The 17425-nt window shown below is 71.1% G+C and carries 13 protein-coding genes and 2 pseudogenes; 12 read left to right on the top strand and 3 right to left on the bottom strand.

Going from position 1 to position 17425, the window contains the following annotated elements; genetic code table 11:
* Window positions 1–1016 (top strand): TSCPD domain-containing protein (locus ACFPZI_RS20560; RefSeq protein WP_465269185.1); only part of this gene is annotated, 1016 nt, incomplete at its 5' end.
* Between the two features lie 156 nt (window positions 1017–1172).
* Here ACFPZI_RS20560 and ACFPZI_RS20555 read toward each other — a convergent pair.
* Entirely contained in the window at window positions 1173–1706 is a 534-nt protein-coding gene (locus ACFPZI_RS20555) for a TerD family protein (RefSeq protein WP_381364920.1), read from the bottom strand.
* Between the two features lie 159 nt (window positions 1707–1865).
* Between ACFPZI_RS20555 and ACFPZI_RS20550 the strand changes: the two genes are divergently transcribed.
* The 3 genes from ACFPZI_RS20550 to ACFPZI_RS20540 all read left to right on the top strand — a co-directional run bounded on the left by ACFPZI_RS20550 (window position 1866) and on the right by ACFPZI_RS20540 (window position 4155).
* The gene (locus ACFPZI_RS20550) at window positions 1866–2471 is read left to right on the top strand and encodes a YdbC family protein (protein ID WP_381364918.1); all 606 of its coding nucleotides are present in this window, start codon (window positions 1866–1868) and stop codon (window positions 2469–2471) included.
* A 106-nt stretch (window positions 2472–2577) separates the two neighbouring features.
* The gene (locus ACFPZI_RS20545; protein ID WP_381364917.1) at window positions 2578–3237 is read left to right on the top strand and encodes a histidine phosphatase family protein; all 660 of its coding nucleotides are present in this window, start codon (window positions 2578–2580) and stop codon (window positions 3235–3237) included.
* A 12-nt stretch (window positions 3238–3249) separates the two neighbouring features.
* Window positions 3250–4155, top strand: coding sequence for an ADP-ribosylglycohydrolase family protein (locus ACFPZI_RS20540; protein ID WP_381364915.1), 906 nt, complete (start codon window positions 3250–3252; stop codon window positions 4153–4155).
* Window positions 4156–4577: 422 nt separating this feature from the next.
* On the opposite strand, the pseudogene ACFPZI_RS20535 reads toward ACFPZI_RS20540, so the two are convergent.
* A pseudogene (locus tag ACFPZI_RS20535) lies at window positions 4578–5341 on the bottom strand (MFS transporter).
* A 38-nt stretch (window positions 5342–5379) separates the two neighbouring features.
* Here ACFPZI_RS20535 and ACFPZI_RS20530 point away from each other — a divergent pair.
* From ACFPZI_RS20530 to ACFPZI_RS20520, 3 genes and pseudogenes are all read left to right on the top strand, one after another.
* Window positions 5380–5754, top strand: a pseudogene (locus ACFPZI_RS20530) (TetR-like C-terminal domain-containing protein); the annotation flags it as partial.
* Between the two features lie 81 nt (window positions 5755–5835).
* A complete protein-coding gene (locus ACFPZI_RS20525) occupies window positions 5836–6537 on the top strand; it encodes a ribonuclease HII (protein WP_381364913.1) in 702 nt (233 codons plus the stop codon).
* 68 nt (window positions 6538–6605) lie between these two features.
* The gene (locus tag ACFPZI_RS20520; protein ID WP_381364911.1) at window positions 6606–7235 is read left to right on the top strand and encodes a hypothetical protein; all 630 of its coding nucleotides are present in this window, start codon (window positions 6606–6608) and stop codon (window positions 7233–7235) included.
* Window positions 7236–7384: 149 nt separating this feature from the next.
* Here ACFPZI_RS20520 and ACFPZI_RS20515 read toward each other — a convergent pair whose 3' ends face one another.
* Complete coding sequence (locus ACFPZI_RS20515; protein WP_381364909.1) at window positions 7385–7999, bottom strand: hypothetical protein; 615 nt, start codon at window positions 7997–7999, stop codon at window positions 7385–7387.
* Window positions 8000–8875: 876 nt separating this feature from the next.
* On the opposite strand from ACFPZI_RS20515, the gene ACFPZI_RS20510 reads away from it, so the two are divergent.
* From ACFPZI_RS20510 to ACFPZI_RS20490, 5 genes are all read left to right on the top strand, one after another.
* Window positions 8876–11035 carry a RecQ family ATP-dependent DNA helicase gene (locus tag ACFPZI_RS20510; RefSeq protein WP_381364907.1) on the top strand — a complete coding sequence of 720 codons (2160 nt, stop codon included), beginning with the start codon at window positions 8876–8878 and terminating at the stop codon, window positions 11033–11035.
* Between the two features lie 283 nt (window positions 11036–11318).
* A complete protein-coding gene (locus ACFPZI_RS20505; protein ID WP_381364905.1) occupies window positions 11319–13028 on the top strand; it encodes a DUF4192 domain-containing protein in 1710 nt (569 codons plus the stop codon).
* 339 nt (window positions 13029–13367) lie between these two features.
* Window positions 13368–14126, top strand: a complete 759-nt coding sequence (locus tag ACFPZI_RS20500) for an NUDIX hydrolase (RefSeq protein ID WP_055630969.1) — start codon at window positions 13368–13370, stop codon at window positions 14124–14126.
* Between the two features lie 170 nt (window positions 14127–14296).
* Window positions 14297–16168 (top strand): ABC transporter ATP-binding protein, encoded by a 1872-nt coding sequence (locus ACFPZI_RS20495; RefSeq protein ID WP_381364903.1) that lies wholly within the window; start codon window positions 14297–14299, stop codon window positions 16166–16168.
* A 163-nt stretch (window positions 16169–16331) separates the two neighbouring features.
* Window positions 16332–17210 (top strand): FadR/GntR family transcriptional regulator, encoded by an 879-nt coding sequence (locus ACFPZI_RS20490; protein WP_381364901.1) that lies wholly within the window; start codon window positions 16332–16334, stop codon window positions 17208–17210.
* Window positions 17211–17425 lie beyond the last annotated feature (215 nt).

Below are 17425 nucleotides of genomic sequence, written 5' to 3'. Positions count from 1 at the left end.
ACGAGCACTACGAGGTCTTCGACTGCGCCATGGGCGAGCGCTCCATCTCCGCGATGGGCCACGTCCGCATGATGGCCGCGATCCAGCCGTGGATCTCCGGCGCCCTCTCCAAGACGGTCAACCTGCCGGAGTCGGCGACTGTCGAGGACGTCGAGGAGGTCTACTTCGAGGCCTGGAAGATGGGGGTCAAGGCGCTCGCCATCTACCGCGACAACTGCAAGGTCGGCCAGCCCCTCTCCGCCAAGACCAAGGAGAAGGGGAAGACCGAGATCACCGAGAAGACCGAGGACACGATCCGTGCCGCGGTCGAGAAGGTGGTCGAGTACCGCCCGGTCCGCAAGCGTCTGCCGAAGGGGCGTCCCGGCATCACCACGTCCTTCACCGTCGGCGGCGCCGAGGGCTACATGACCGCCAACTCCTACCCGGACGACGGTCTCGGCGAGGTCTTCCTGAAGATGTCCAAGCAGGGCTCGACCCTCGCGGGCATGATGGACGCCTTCTCCATCGCGGTCTCCGTCGGCCTGCAGTACGGCGTCCCGCTGGAGACGTACGTCTCGAAGTTCACCAACATGCGCTTCGAGCCGGCCGGTATGACGGACGACCCGGACGTGCGGATGGCGCAGTCCATCGTCGACTACATCTTCCGTCGCCTGGCGCTGGACTTCCTGCCCTTCGAGACGCGCTCCGCGCTCGGCATCCACTCCGCCGACGAGCGTCAGCGCCACCTCGAGACCGGCTCCTACGAGCCGACCGACGACGAGCTCGACGTCGAGGGGCTCGCCCAGTCCGCGCCGCGGGCCCAGGAGCTGAAGGCGGTCGCCATGCCGAAGGCCGAGGTCGAGGCCGAGGCGGCCAAGCCCGCCCCGCAGCAGGCCCACACCAGCGCCGAGCTGGTCGAGATGCAGCTGGGCATCCAGGCCGACGCCCCGCTCTGCTTCTCCTGCGGGACGAAGATGCAGCGCGCCGGCTCCTGCTACATCTGCGAGGGCTGCGGCTCGACCAGCGGCTGCAGCTGAGGCAGGGTGTGACACCGTTCGTACGGGCGTGTCCGCCCGGTGCGATCGGTTGAGGGAATGAGAGAGGGGCACCGGCTTCGGCTGGTGCCCCTTTTTCCGTTCTTCCCGTCCTGCTGCCGTTTCCCGCTGAGGTGCCGGGCCGTCGCCGGGGTCGGCTCACGGGCGGCGGGCGGCTCCCATGGCGCGGGTGAAGGCCACCGGGTCCTCCTGGAAGCCCTGGACGCCGGGGTGGAAGTCCCAGGCCCCGGTGCTGTCCCGGGTGAACTCGGCGACTGTGGCCGCCGTGGATCCCAGAACACCCCCGAAGTCGTCCTCGGCCAGGACGGTGTACCCCTCGCGGATGCGCAGACCGGGGTGTTCCACGCCGGCGAAGGTGCGCGGCTCCTGATGCTGCTGTATGACGACCCCGACCACCACGCGCGCATACCGCGCGTCGAGCCTGTTCAGCTCCAGCGTCATGATCTCGTCGAAGCCGAAGCCCTTGCCGTCCTTGCTGTCCCGGTCGAGGATGATCGTGCCGTCGGGAGAGCGGCTGTCGAAGTGCACCACGTAGGAGGGATCGCCGTGCGGATCGCTTGCCGGGTAGGGCGCGGCGACGAGATCCAGGTCGGTGGCCGGCTGTCCGGCAGGACTCGGGTCCCACCTCAGCGCGATCTCGACCTTGCCGATGCCCTTGTTGACGCCGTTCACCAGTCTTCCCCTTCCCCGTACGACCGTCCTGCCCCTTAAGTCCAACTGCCGGGCAGACCCGGCAGGTTGTCCATCTTGTCATGCCGGGCCGGGTGAGTGCGGCGAAGCAGTCCTGCCGAGGGTGGCCGGGGCTGTGCTCCGCGGCCTTACGATGGCGCGGTGCTGGTCAAGTGGATTCGCTGCACCGTGGTGGACCGCCGCGGGTTCGAACGGGGACAGCGAAAGTGGGCGGGGCTTCTGGGGGAGCCGGGATTTCGTGGACAGGGCGGGGGCTGGAGTCGGGGGCGGCAGGATGTGGCGCACATCTTCTCCTTCTGGGAGAGCCGCGCCTTCTACGATTCCTTCATGGCGCGGTCCCATGATCGGCTCGCCTCCGCGCAGTCGGGCACCTTCAAGGACGCCCAGGTCAGGCTGTTCGACCACCGCTTCGACGTGAAGACCGGCTTCGAGCCGCGCTTCACGGACGTCGACCTGCTGAGAGTGGCACTGTGCCGTGTCCACGAGGAGCGGGCGGAGCATTTCGTGCTGATGCACGAGAAGGTCTGGAACCCGGCGATGGCAGGCTCGCCAGGCATGGTCCGGGGGCTGTTCGGTGAAGCCCCCGGCAATGAGTTCCTGGTGCTGTCGATGTGGTGGTCGGCGGCCGAGCACGGTAAGTACCGCACCGAACGCGTGGAACGTCTCGCCCTGCGGGCGCAGACGGAGGCGGACATCGCGGCGCTCACGGGGGACATCGTGGACATGGAGCCGGTGTGGACGGTCTGACGTACCGGCGCACGGAACCGTCTCGAACCGCAGGACGTGTGTGACCTGTGCCGTATGGGGCGCGTGCGGGTGCTCGGTCGGCCGTCACTCGTTCTAGGGTTTCAGCATGGCACGACCACGGCGCATCGTCCTTGTCCGGCACGGTGAATCAACGGGCAATGTTGATGACTCCCTTTATGAGCGCGAACCCGATCACGCGTTGGCCCTGACCGAGCGGGGCCGGCGGCAGGCGGAAGAGACGGGTAAGCGGTTGCGCGACCTGTTCGGCCAGGAGCGCGTCAGCGTATACGTGTCCCCTTATCGCCGTACGCACCAGACACTGAGCGCTTTCGGCCTCGACCCGGCGCTCATACGTGTGCGTGAGGAGCCGAGACTGCGCGAGCAGGACTGGGGCAACTGGCAGGACCTGAAGGACGTCCGTCTGCAGAAGGCGTACCGGGACGCGTACGGCCACTTCTTCTACCGCTTCGCCCAGGGCGAGTCCGGCGCCGATGTCTACGACCGGGTCGACGGCTTCCTGGAGAGCCTGTTCCGCAGCTTCGATGCCCCCGACCACCCGCCGAACGTCCTCATCGTGACGCATGGTCTCGCCATGCGGCTGTTCTGCATGCGGTGGTTCCACTGGACCGTTGCGGAGTTCGAATCCCTGTCGAACCCGGGCAACGCCGAGATGCGGGTGCTCGTTCTGGGGGAGGACGGCAAGTACACGCTCGACCGGCCCTTCGGGCAGTGGCGGCAGCCGGAACCGTACGGGATCACCGGATAGGGTGGCAGGGCGATGCCGACCGCCGACTCCACTTCCGCAGGGCGCCTGGACCGCGCCCTGGCCAGCCTGCGCGGACTGTCGGTGGGGGACGCGCTGGGCTCGCAGTTCTTCGTCCCGGTGAACTACCCGCTGCTCATGCGCCGTGAGCTTCCCCCGGGCTCCTGGCAGTGGACGGACGACACGGAGATGGCCTGCTCGGTCGTCGCCGTCCTCGCCGTCCACCGGCGGATCGACCAGGACGCCCTCGCGCAGTCCTTCGCCCGGCGTCATGACTTCGACCGTGGCTACGGGCCCGCGGTCAACCGGCTGCTGCGGCTGGTCCGCGAAGGCGGTGACTGGCGCGAGCTCGCCGCGGGCCTCTTCAACGGCCGGGGCTCCTGGGGCAACGGCGCCGCGATGCGTATCGCGCCACTGGGCGCCTGGTACGCGGACGATCCGGAGCAGGCGGTCCACCAGGCCGAGATCTCGGCCTACCCCACCCACCAGCACCGCGAGGCCGTGGTCGGTGCGATGGCCGTCGCCGCGGCGGCCGCACTCGCCGCTGCCCCCGAAGGGCCACCCGGCCCCGAAGCCCTGCTCGACGGGGTCGTCGCGTTGGTGCCCAGGAAGAGCGCGGTCGGTGCGGGGCTGCGGCGGGCCCGGGACATGCTCGACTACGGCGACACGGCCACCGTCGCCGCCGTACTGGGGTGCGGACGGCGGACGACGGCCCACGACACCGTTCCCTTCGCGCTGTGGTCGGCCGCCCGATCCCTGGGCGACTACGAAGAGGCCTTCTGGACCACGGCTCAGGCGGGCGGGGACATCGACACGACCTGCGCCATCGTGGGCGGGGTGATCGCCTCGGGGAAGGCCGGGGCGCCGCCCGCCGGGTGGGCCGAGCGGGGCGAGGCGCTGCCGGGCTGGATGCCGGTGTAGCTCCAGCCGATCCGGCCATGCCAGGACCGGTCCGTCAGATGTGCGTGGCGAGGCCCGCTGCCGTCCGTCCCGGTACGGACGCGGGCCGCAGGCTTTCGGAACTCTCCGTACATCTCGGGAACTCTCCGTGACCGCTCGCCCGTTGTCGGGACAGCAGCCGTGTGAGACATGAGTCCCGGGACGGGGCGGCGGCTGCGCGAGTCCCTGTCCTGCCGGAGGTGATCGTGGACGTGCGGTTCACCGCACTGCTCGCTGTGCTGATCGGCTCCGTGACCGCGGCCCTGGCGGCCGCGGGACGGCCTGGTGCCCTTTGGGCCGTCCCGCTGGGGTCGGCCGGAGAGGTGCCGGGCCGCCCGGCCCGCGGTGTGCCCTCGTCAGCCGATGCCCGGTCCGGCGGAGCCGGCGAGGGACTTGAGGTCGCTCTAGCGCACCCGGATCACCAACCAGGCGGTGAGCAGGGCGAGTACGGCCATGGCGGCGGCCGGGATGAAGGCCGTCGAGATGCCCTGCGCGAGCACTTCGTGTGCCCAGGGCTCGGGCAGTTGGCGGGTCCGGGCGAACTCCGCCTTCTGCTCCGGCGTCCCTTCGGCGAGGAAGGACGGGAGCTGTTCCTCCGCCTCGTTCCTGCCGGCCGTGCCGAACACCGTGGTGAGGAGCGCCAGTCCCACCGATCCGCCCACCTGCTGGGTCGCATTGAGCAGTCCGGACGCCGCGCCGGCCTCAGGCCGATCGGCACGTTGACGAAGAGCACCCACCGCCAGTCGAGCCATTCGGTGAGCATGCCGCCCGCCAGCAGACCGATGGCGCCGCCGCCCGCGGAGACCGCGGCGAAGACACCGAAGGCCCGGTTGCGCTCGGGGCCCTCGGGGAATGTGGTGGTGATCAGCGCCAGCGAGGTGGGCGAGGCGATCGCACCGCCCACGCCCTGCAGTACGCGGGCGGTGAGCAGCTGCCAGGGCTCCTGGGCGAACCCGCCCAGGAGCGAGGCGAGGGTGAACAGCAGGATGCCGGTCATGAAGACGCGGCGGCGGCCGAGAATGTCACCGGCCCTGCCGCCGAGCAGCAGGCCGCCGAAGGTCAGCGTGTAGGCGCTGACCACCCAGGTGAGGTCGGTGGTGCTGAAACTGAGAGCGTTCTGCATGTGCGGAAGCGCGATGGTCACAATCGTCGCGTCCAGTACCACCATGAGTTGGCAGGCCACGATGACGGTGAGTGCGATGCCGGGGGAACGTGCGCGGAGACCTGCTGACCCTGTGTCTGCGAGCGCGTGACGCGATGTTCTCCCGGCCGGGTGTCGCCCTGCGCTCGGTCATTCACGAATGCGATTCCATGCAGGCCGAGCGGTTCCATGCCGTGATCTTCGACGGGGTCGTGGAGCCGACCATTACGATGCTCCGAGAGGCGATCGAGCGCGGGATCAAGCGCGGCATCGAGCGCGGAGAGGTGCGTGCCGACGCGACGAACAGCTACGTCTTCGACGTCATCCCGGCGATGATGATGTACCGGTCCAAGATGTGCGGAAGTGAATGGACGGACGCCGGCCTGGAGGAGATGATCGACCTGCTGATGGTTCCGTTGCTGCGGCCGGCAGGTTCCTGACCCGAGGCCTTCGGAACCCCGTCATCGCTCGGGGAACCTGGGTGTCGCGGGCCGTTCCGGGCGGCGTACGCTAAGGGCGCCATGCCGTACGAACCACCAACTCACACTGTCGAGCGCTCCCTCCGCGCCACGACCGGGGCGAAGATCGTCGCAGGTGTCGACGAGGTGGGGCGCGGCGCCTGGGCCGGCCCCGTCACCGTCTGCGCGGCGGTCACCGGACTGCGCCGGCCCCCCGAGGGTCTCACCGACTCCAAGCTCCTCACCGTCAAGCGGCGGGACGCACTCGATCGGACGCTGAGGGACTGGGTGACGTCGTATGCCCTGGGCCACGCGTCCCACGAGGAGATCGACCAGCTGGGGATGACGGCCGCGCTGCGGCTGGCAGCGGTGCGCGCGCTCGAAGGGCTGCCGGTCCGGCCCGACGCGGTGATACTCGACGGCAAGCACGACTATCTCGGGGCGCCCTGGCGGGTCCGAACCGTGATCAAGGGTGACCAGTCGTGTGTGGCGGTCGCGGCGGCCTCGGTGATCGCCAAGGTGCACCGCGATAAAATGATGGCCGAACTGGGTGCCGAGCATGCAGACTTCGGTTTTGCGGACAATGCCGGGTACCCGTCACCCGTGCACAGGGCCGCGCTGGAGGTCCGGGGACCCACCCCTTACCACCGGCTGTCGTGGGCGTATCTTGATGCGCTGCCCCAGTGGCGGCATCTCAAGAAGGTCCGCAGCTGGGCGGATGGAAGTGTTCCGGCGATCGAGGGTCAGCTCGGCTTCGATTTCTGACGGTTCCGTTCGCACTCATGTGCCACCCGATGGCGCGAGTCGTACCAATGTTTGATAAAAATCAGCCCATGCCTCTCATTCCCGAGGAGCCTCAGATTCACGAGAGTGCCCAGGGTCCCCGCGTCACTCCGGCCAGCAGCCGTACCGCGCCGACCCCCCGCCCCGTACCCGGTCCCCGCCCCGCGGCTCCGCCGCGCCCCGGTCGGCCCGGCCCGGTCCGGCCCGCGCCTCCGGCGCAACGTACGCCGCGTGATGCCACTGCGGCGGCCGAACCTGTCCCTTCGAAGCCGGCCGCTCCCGCTGCGGCCGGCGCCCAGGTCCAGTTGATCCCGGCAACCGTCCAGGGGGCGCTCGACGCCGCCGAGGAAGCCGTGGACCTGCTGCTGGACTCGGGCCGTGCCCCGGGCGACGTGCTGGTGATCACCACCGGCGAGCCGCACCCGTGGGTCACCCACGAACTCTCCTTCGGCGAGGCCTCCTACTGGGGCCTGCACGACGCCGCCGACGATGTCTTCTACGCGGACGCCGCTGTCGCGGACCGTGCCGGAGCGCGCCCCGTCGTCGTGGTCGCCGTCAACGGAGGGTCCGAGCCGGCGTCCGCGTCGGCCCTGACCGCGGCGCACAGCAAGGCCACCGCCCTGCTGATCGTCTGCGGTGACCCGCAGCGGATCAACTCGGTGAGGGGTACGGGCGTCTGAGCCGACGTCATGGCGCCCGTCCGTACGGGCGCCATGCGGCCGCCGTTCCACCGTGCGGGCAGCGGTGCCGGCGCGGCGGTGGGGCGCGTGGCTCGCAGGAGCGCGCGAGGCCGCCGAAAGCCCCTGGCTCCGAGGCGTCCCGTCGGCCCTCAGCGCGCTGCCGCGCGGCGCAGGACGTCGGACGCGACACCGCCGGTGCGCGGTATTCGCGGCGGCGCCTCGGCCGTGGCGAACGGCTCCGGCGCAGAGTCGGTGCTGGGCCGACGCCCACCGCGTCCCTCACCGAGCACCTGCCAGCCGTCACGGGTCAGCGTGATGTACGCCCCGCAGCGCAGCCCGTGCAGCGTGCAGGCGTCCCGCAGCCCCCACATCCACGCGCCGTCCTCCTCCGTCCAGCGCGCGTCGCCGTCGCGGCAGTAGAGCAGGACAGCGGTACGGACCGGCGTGCGGCGCCGCAGGTCGTGCGGGATGACCCGGCGCAACTGGGACAGCAGCGCGTTGCGGAACATCCAGCCGTCCGCCGGGGCGGGGCGGCGGGTGAACGAAGCACTCGCCCGCACTCGCTCGTCCTGGTCGAGCACGGCGACGATCGCGGTCGCCGGCTCCGGATGGTGCCGGGCATGCAGCCCGCTGACAACCTCACGCGGGTTGCGCAGCAGCGGGATTCCCGCGGCAGCCCACTCCGCGGGTTCGAGCAGACGAGTGGCGGAAGCGGCGGGCGTCGACAGCGATGCCGCCGAGGACGGAGCGAATCCGAAGGTCACGGTCCTCCCTTCGGCTACGCCCGGACTACGGGCGGGGTCGGATTCAGGGGAGCGCGCACGCAACGGAGCCCAACCTGAGCGGCGGACGAGCCGTGCGGGTGCGGACCTCAATTCTTCCTGTCGAACCTGGATGCGGCAACGAGCAATCGTGCGAGCCGACCGGTATCAGATGATTGAGAATTATATCCTTGCCCGGTGTGCCTTCTGGGCACACATGAAGCGCTCAGTGACGGCAGTTCGTACGGGACACGAGTGCCCGGTGCCCAAAAGGGCGGGCGTGGGGAACTCGGGCGGCGGTGTCCGGCGGGTGTCAGCCCCGCACGGCCAGGACGAGGGGCGGCACCCCCTGGGCTGCTCCGCCCGCCGGAGTGGGCGGGCCGTGGCGGCGGGGGGCCCACCCGTGTCCGTGCGCTCGTCCACGGCAAGCACCGGCCCCCCCCCGAGCCTCGGCCAGGACAGCGGCGAGAGAGGACGGTACGGCTTTCGCCGCGTCATCGGGCGCCGGCCCGTCCGAGGCCCGGGGTGCGGACATCGACGTAGCCGGTAGCCCCGGCCGATGTCCGGCAGTCGCCCCGACGCCCGGCCCTGCGCCGTCCGCTCCCCGGTCGGGACGCACCCCTCGAGGTCCATGCCGATCGCCGGAAGGCCGGTGGGTCACATGCGCCATGGGTCACATGCGTCGTGGTTAGCCCCGGCAACGGGACCGAGGGCCTCGACATCTGAGGCTTCCTGGCGTCCTGTCTGCGCAAACGTCTCGAGTGGGAGCCGGTCGAGGGGCTCGCGACTTCGCTCTTGGGGCTGCAGGGCCGAGGGGTCCGTGACCCCGTCATGGAGCGGGATTGGCCGATTGTCCGAGCCGTGCGGTTGCATGGGGGCATGAACGATCTGGAGCTGCGGGCCGAAGCCGACGCCATCCTCGCCGAGCTGGTCGGTGATCCGGGGGGCACGGCACGGCTCCGGGAGGACCAGTGGCAGGCGGTGGCGGCCCTGGTGGTGGACCATCGCCGTGCCCTGGTGGTGCAGCGCACCGGATGGGGCAAGTCTGCGGTGTACTTCGTGGCCACCGCGCTGCTCCGCCGGCGTGGCTCCGGCCCCACGGTGATCGTTTCGCCGCTGCTGGCGTTGATGCGCAACCAGGTCGAGTCGGCCGCGCGGGCCGGCATCCAGGCGCGCACGATCAACTCGGCGAACCCCGAGGAGTGGGATGCCATCCACGAGGAGGTCGAGCACGGAAAGGTCGACGTTCTCCTTGTAAGCCCGGAGCGCCTCAATTCCGTCGACTTCCGCGAACGGATGCTGCCCAGGCTCGCAGCCACGACCGGCCTCCTGGTCGTGGACGAGGCCCACTGCATCTCCGACTGGGGCCACGACTTCCGTCCCGACTACCGCAGACTCCGCACGATGCTGCAGGAGCTCTCCCCGGGGGTTCCGGTGCTGGCCACCACAGCCACGGCCAACGCGCGCGTCACGGCGGACGTGGCCGACCAGCTGGGCACCGGAGCCGGCGAGGCCCTGGTGCTGCGCGGCACGCTGGAACGGGAAAGTCTGCGGCTCGGCGTGGTCCGGTTGCCGGACGCCGCCCACCGTCTGGCCTGGCTCGGCGAGCACCTGGACGACCTGCCGGGCTCCGGGATCATCTACACGCTGACCGTCTCGGCCGCCGAGGAGGTCACCGCCTACCTGCGCGCGCGTGGCTTCGCCGTGGCCTCGTACACCGGTCGGACGGAGAACGCCGACCGCCAGCAGGCCGAAGCCGACCTGCTGGCGAACCGGGTGAAGGCCCTGGTGGCGACCTCCGCTCTCGGGATGGGCTTCGACAAGCCGGACCTGGGCTTCGTGGTCCATCTCGGCTCGCCGTCCTCACCCATCTCGTACTACCAGCAGGTGGGCCGTGCGGGCCGCGGGGTGGAGCACGCCGATGTGCTGCTGCTTCCCGGTAAGGAGGACGAGGCGATCTGGCGGTACTTCGCCGAGGTCGCCTTCCCGCCCGAGGCGCAGGTCCGCCAGACCCTCGCCGCCCTCGCCGACGCGGGTCGACCGCTGTCCGTGCCCGCCCTGGAGGCGTTGGTGGACCTCCGGCGTACTCGGCTCGAGATGATGCTGAAGGTCCTGGACGTGGACGGCGCCGTGCGGCGTGTGAAGGGCGGCTGGACGGCTACCGGTGCCGACTGGGTCTACGACGCCGAGCGCTATGCCTGGGTCGCCCGCCAGCGTGCCGCCGAGCAGCAGGCCATGCGCGACTACGTCAGCACGTCCCAGTGCCGGATGGAGTTCCTGCGCCGCCAACTGGACGACGAGAAGGCCGCCCCGTGCGGCCGCTGCGACAACTGCGCGGGAGCCTGGGCAGATCCTGGCGTTTCGACCAAGGCGTTGGCCGGCGCCGCCGGTGAACTGGAGCGTCCAGGGGTGGAGGTCGAACCGCGCCGCATGTGGCCCACAGGGATGCCCGCCCTGGGCATTGACCTCAAGGGGCGCATTCCGGCGAAGGAGCAGTGCTCCCCCGGGCGAGCCCTGGGCCGCCTCTCGGACATTGGCTGGGGCAACCGCCTGCGTCCACTCCTGGCGGAGCAGGCGCCCGACGGTCCGGTCCCCGACGACGTCCTCCAAGCGGCGGTGGCAGTCCTCGCCGACTGGGCGCGTTCCCCGGGCGGGTGGGCGGTCAAGGGCCCGGACGCATCGGCCCGGCCGGTGGGAGTCGTCGCCATGCCTTCTCTGAGCCGGCCCCAGCTCGTCGGCTCCCTTGCCGAACGGGTGGCCACCGTCGGGCGTCTCCCCTTCCTCGGCGCCCTCGGGTACACCGGGCACAGTGGGGCGCACCGGGTCCACAGGAGCAACTCGGCTCAACGGCTGCACACGCTGTCCGCCGCTTTCACCGTTCCAGGGGAGCTGGCCGGCGCTCTGGCCGCTCCCCACGGCCCGGTCCTGCTCGTGGACGACTACTCCGATTCCGGCTGGACCCTTGCGGTGGCCGCGCGTCTGCTGCGCCAGGCGGGCGCAGAACAGGTCCTTCCGCTGGTCCTCGCGGTGACAGCCTGAATTGCGCGCAGCCGGTCTTCCCCCGAAACGTCCCCGACTAGCCGGGCGCGAGGACGGCGTCAGTGGCCGTCCGGAGATCCGCGTTGTCGTGTGCTCCATGCGTTCCGCACAACAGACGGCGGACGGCCGGGTGCCGACACGAGACGACGAGAAGGCGGACATTATGTGGCAATCGCATCGCAATGGAAGTGAAAGTGCAGGTCAGGCGAAGTGTGTGACGTGTCCCTGGTCAGAGTTGTCCACAGGGTGAGCGGAATCTTCCGATCCGCGAAATCGTCCTGCCATGACGAACAGCAACGAAACGAACGGATCCCCCGAAAACGGTGACACCACCGGTCGGGAGCGGGACGAGCACGCCGGCCTTCCGGGACGAGACGACATCGCCCGCGGCACCGAGGTCCCGGGGCCGAGGACGCACAAGGGCGCGGGCACACACGCAGGGCGTGCGAAGGACATCGCCTGCACCGCCTATGGCAGCCACGGCGGCGAACAGCAGGTCACGCTGCGCACCCCCGCCGAACTCGCCGACGCCCTGCCCTATCTGCTCGGCTACCACCCCGAGGACAGCATCGTCCTGGTCGCCCTGTACGACAAGGACGGACGGGGCAGGTTCGGCGGCCGGGCCAGGCTCGGCATCCCCGCGAACCGGGACGACTGGCCCGCCGCCGCCCGGCAGCTGGCCCAGGGGCTGGTCACGGGCAGCGAGCGCCGAGGCGCCAAGCCCGAGCAGATGGTCGTCTTCCTCTGCCAGGATCCGGGGGAGGGTGAGCCCGGCCGGCAGGTCAAGGAGCGGCTGGGCCCGCTGGCTCACGCGCTGCGCCTGGAATGCGGTGCTCTCGACGTCCCCGTGGTGGAGGCCCTGTGCCTCTCGGGCGGCCGCTTCTGGTCGTACTGCTGCGACGACGAGGGGTGCTGTCCCGCGGTCGGCACGCCGATGGGGCTGCCAGGCGCCTCGGTGCTGGCCGCCGCCGCGACCTACGCCGGACTTCAGGTCCGGGGCACGCTGCGCGAACTGCGGGCGAGGCTCCTCCCGTGGGAGAACGCCGCCGCCCTCGAACAGGAAGCCGCCCTGGACGCCGCCCACCGGACGCTGGTCCCCAAGATCCTCGACGCGGCGGGACGGAACGAGGTCGCCCGGCAGACACAGGAACTGGCCTCGCGGATCATGGACCGGCTGTCCGGCGCCCCCTCCGTGTCCGGCATGCTCCCCGCGGACCTGCGGGACGACGAACTGCTCCGGCACGACGAGGCCGCCACACTGATCCTCGGCCTGCAGGACCGCACGACCCGGGACCGGGCGGCGGAGTGGATGGAGGGCGAGGAGGCAGGCCCCGCACTCCGCCTGTGGCGGGCACTGGCCCGCCGCTGCGTCGGATCGTACGGCGAACACGCCGCGGCCCCCCTGACGCTCGCCGGCTGGGTCGCCTGGTCCACCGGCGACGAGCTGGAGGCCAGGGAAGCACTCGCCATGGCTCTGGGCGCCGATCCCGACTATCTCTTCGCCCGCCTACTGCACCAGGCCTGCAACGAGGGCCTCGACCCGGAATCGATCCGCCGCTGCCTGCGCGCGGAACGCGACGGCCACGGGAAGACGGACGGCGAGGGGCCGGCCACCGGTGCGGACAGCGAGGCGGGCAACGAGGATCCGGACAGCGAAGATCCAGGAGACGGGGAGTCCGTTGACACGGAGCCCGGTGCGGCGGGGGAGTCCACACCCTTCGGGCCCGACGCTGCCATGGGACGGGAGACGCCCCCACGCCGCCGACGCCGCGAGCACGTCTCCGGTGCCGACGGCGGTTCCCCGAGCCGGGGGCGGGTGGACGGCAGCCGCCCGAACGTGCGGATTCCGCATCCCCGTACGGCGGTGGGTGGTACGCGTCCGAGCGGTGTGCGTCCCGGCATCGAGGGGCCGGGTGCCGCACGCCATCGTCGCGCTGCCTCGCGTCGGGGACGTACGCAGATCCGGAGCCGGGGCAGCGCCGGGGAGGAGTGACCGGGCGGGAGGGGAGGCGGCCGCCGGTTGGACGAAGGGAGCGGCGACGGCCGGGGCGCCGCTCCCTCCGTAGCCCGCCCCGCAAGTGAGTTGGCCGTGGCCGACCGAGGGCAAGGAGACGGAAGGGGAGAGGGGGCGGCAGGGGCGAGGTGACGGAGGGGGCAAGGGGCCAAGGGAGGAGAGAACCGGTGAGGAAGGGCATTGCAGCGGTCCCGCATCGCGGGATGCGCCGGCCACCGGACCCCCGTGCCGGGAGCGGTACCGGACCGGAGCGGATCAGCCGTCGATGCCGTCGGCGAAGGGAGTGTTTATCGTCAGGCAGACGACTATGATCGCCGCATGCCCTACGACCCGTCAGCCTTTCCGCCCTTTGCCGTCACCGTGGACCTGGTCGTGCTGACCGTGCGCCGCCATGCCCTGTGTGCGCTGGCGGTACGCAGGGGCGAACCGCCGTTTCAGGGACGCTGGGCGCTTCCCGGCGGATTCGTCCGGGCCGACGAGGACCTGGCACAGGCAGCGGCACGCGAACTGGCGGAGGAGACCGGGCTGCGCGTGCACGATCCCGCAGCCCCCGCCCAGGCCGGTGGCGCGCACCTGGAACAGCTCGCCACCTACGGCGATCCCAAGCGCGACCCGCGGATGCGGGTCGTCAGCGTCGCGCACCTCGCCCTCGCCCCCGACCTGCCCGCACCCAGGGCGGGCGGCGACGCCAGCAACGCGCGCTGGGCCCAGGTCGGGGAACTGCTGCAACAGGCGGACTACGGCAGGGACGGCGAGCCGGTGGCGCCGCTCGCCTTCGACCACGCGCAGATCCTGGCGGACGGGGTGGAGCGCGCCCGCTCCAAGATCGAGTACTCGTCGCTGGCCACGGCCTTCTGCCCGCCCGAGTTCACCGTCGGCGAGCTGCGCCGTGTCTACGAGGCCGTGTGGGGTGTGGCCTTGGACCCGCGCAACTTCCACCGCAAGGTGACGGGTACGCCGGGCTTCCTGGTGCCGACGGGCGGCACGACCACCCGGCAGGGCGGCCGTCCCGCTCAGCTCTTCCGGGCCGGCGGAGCCACCCTGCTCAATCCGCCGATGCTGCGTCCCGAGGTGTGAACGCGTCGGCCTGAGCGGCGGGAGCGGGTGGTGACGCGGAGGCTGCGGCAGAGGCGTCCGGCCCCGGCAAGCGCGGGCCGCGGACATGGATCCCGTGCGGCTGAATTCCCCGCGGCCGACAGGCCTTGCGGTGCCCGAAAAATCCGATATGGCGCGCTATCTTGCTTCGGGTGATCCAGGCCATCGGACTGACCAGCAACCCGCGCAAAGAGCTACCGCCCGCCGTTGACGACGTCTCCTTCGAGGCGCACGCAGGTCGCGTCACGATGCTGCTCGGAGTACCGGGCGCGGGCAAGTCGACAGCGCTCAGGCTCATGCTCGAACTTCAACCGGGCCGTGGCATCACCTACTTCAGGGGCCGTCCGCTGCACGACATCGGCCATCCGTCCCGCGAAGTCGGCGTACTGCTGGGCGAGGTGCCGGGCCACCCCGCACGCACCGTGCGCGGACACGTCCGCATGCTGTGTGCCGCGGCGGGAGTTCCGGTGCGTCGTGGGGACGAAGTCCTTGAAGCCGTCGGGCTCGTGAGCCTGCGGGAGAAGCGCCTCGGCACACTTTCGCGGGGCATGGACCGACGCCTCGGGCTCGCCTGCGCACTGTTGGCGGACCCGCACACCCTCGTGCTCGACGAACCCGCACACGGACTCTCCGTCGGTGAGAACCGCTGGCTGCACGGCATGCTCCGGGCCTACGCGGCGCAGGGCGGCACCGTCCTGAGCACCACGGCCGACCCCAAGGAAGCGGCGCGCACCGCGGACCGGGTGGTCACCCTCGATCAGGGACGGCTCGTCGCCGATCAGCCGGCCGCGGACTTCTCGCGCACCCGGCTGCGCCCCCGCGTCGCCGTCCGCACACCGCATGCCGCCCGGCTCTCGGCGCTGCTCGCCAAGGAGGCCCGTACAGCCCGGCGTTCCGTGGAGGTGGCCGAGGACGGCGGCAACCGTATCTCCGTCTACGGCAGTAGCTGCGCGGACATCGGCGAGATCGCCTTCCGGCACGGCATCGTCGTCCATCAACTCGCGGACGAGACCGGGGACATGGGGCCTGGAGCGGGTGCGTCCCGCACCGAGGAGCCGACTGCCTCGGACGAGGGAACGCCGTCCACCGTGCCGCTGTCCACCGCCACCACTCCCGACGCCGGACATCCCGACGGTGCCCTGGACTCCCGTCCTGCCGACCGCCCGCCGACCGGCCCCCGCGCCGGAGGTGAGGCCCGGGTCCTGGAGTCCGGGTCCTCGACCGGGCTGCCGCCTCCCATCTTCCTTCGCCCCGCGCTCCGTCCCCTCCACCCGCTGCGCTACGAGATCCGCAGGGTCACCGGCGTCGGGACCGGGTTTCTCGTCGGGGCGGCCGCGCTCGTGCTGTCCGCGCTCACCGCCGTACTGCTGGCCCGGATCGGACACACCCCGCAGCCGCGCCTGCTGGCCGCGTGGCCCAGGGAGTTGCCCCTGCCGCCCGCGGCGATCGGGGCGGGGCTGCTCGGCGCGCTGGCCTTCGGCGACGAGTTCCGCCACCCCGCCCTGGCGGCGGACCGGGGCAGTGCGCCCCGGCGGTTGGGGCTGCTCACCGCCAAACTCCTCGTCGCCTCGGTCACCGCGTTCGTACTGGCCGTCCTGACGATCGGGTGCGATGCCGAGCTGCTCTATCTCGTCTACGGGCGGGAGCTCGTCGAGGCCCCCGCCGACTGGTTGCCGCTCGGAGCGAGTTGGCTCGGACTCGTGATCGGGTGCGCCTGGGTGGGAGTGCTGGCCGCAGGGGTCTTCCGGTCGACCACCGCCGGTCTCGCCGTGGTCGTCGCCGTTCCGCTCCTCGTCGTGCCCCTCGTGCGCAAGCCGGCGGACGGGTTGCCGGTACGGACCGCGGCCGGGGCGCCCCTGGGGATGCGTGAGGTGTCCCCGCACCGCTGGTCCTTCGGGGGCGAACGGTATCTGGAGGGGGCGCTGCGGATGGTCGCCCAACCGGTGGGGGGCGCGCTGGCGTTGTCCCTCGCGGTGCTGCTCTGCGCGTATCTGCTCACATCCTTGCGGAACAGGGCCCGATGACGACCGACGGTGCCCCGATCGGTCCGTTCATGCCTGCAACTCCCCGAAGGGAGCCCGCTTCTTTCCGATAAGGCGTCAATTGCGACGGGGTGAGCGATCACCCTTTCGTGTGCTTTTCACCAAACTCCTCAAGGGAGTTGGGAGCCGCGCCGACAAAGGATGCGTGAGTACCCTTGCGCACACCATGATGACCACCGCCCGCTCCGCAGACTCCGGCCTCGCGGGTCCGGGCGAACTCGACCGCTACCCCTATGCCGACGCGCCCGTCGGCGGCCGTGTCGGGCTCCCTGTCTGGGACACCGATCCCGAGCTGGGCCGTGGGGGCCGCCGCAGCGCGGGCAACCGCGGCCGCGGGCTGCACGGCCAACTCGTCCAGCAGCTGGGTCAGATGATCGTTTCGGGCGATCTGGGCGCCGACCGGCCCCTGGTTCCCGAGGAGATCGGCCAGCGCTTCGAGGTCTCCCGCACCGTCGTCCGCGAGTCGCTCCGTGTCCTGGAGGCCAAGGGCCTGGTCAGCGCCCGGCCCAATGTCGGCACGCGCGTGCGCCCGGTCAGCGACTGGAATCTGCTCGACCAGGACATCATCGAGTGGAGGGCCTTCGGACCGCAGCGCGACGACCAGCGCCGTGAGCTCAGCGAGCTGCGCTGGACGATCGAGCCGCTGGCCGCCCGGCTCGCCGCCGGGCACGGGCGCGAGGAGGTCCAGCAGCGTCTGTCCGACATGGTGGAGATCATGGGGCACGCCATGGGACAGGGTGACGCGCTGACCTTCGCCCGCGCCGACTCCGAGTTCCATTCGCTGCTGATCCAGATCGCCGGCAACCGCATGCTGGAGCACCTTTCCGGGATCGTGTCCGCCGCGCTGCAGGTCTCGGGCGGACCGGTCACGGGCTGTGAGCGGCCGAACGAAGCCTCGCTCACGCACCACGGCCGGATCGTCGACGCGCTCGCCGGCGGCGACGGCGCGGCGGCCGAGGCGGCCATGCGTCAGTTGCTGATGATCCACCCCGAGGTCGAGCGAGTGGTGCCCGGCCCGCGCTAGCACTGGCGCTGACCGCGTTCCGCGGACGGCCCGGCCTGCCATCCCCTCCTGCCATCCCCTCCTGCCATCCCCCTCCTGCGGCACCCTCCGACCGGTGAGCCGCCCGCTGTAGGACCCCGCGGGATCACCTTCGATCCCGCGGGGTCCTACAGTGATGAAGGGGCCGTAAGGTCCGGCATGATGCCGCTGTCACCCCCGAGTGACCTTCTTTGTGT

This window comes from Streptomyces chlorus, from assembly GCF_042655885.1.
Lineage (GTDB): Bacteria > Actinomycetota > Actinomycetes > Streptomycetales > Streptomycetaceae > Streptomyces > Streptomyces chlorus.
The sequence above is the reverse complement of the archived record's forward strand: the minus strand, read 5'-3'. Positions and strand labels throughout refer to the sequence as shown.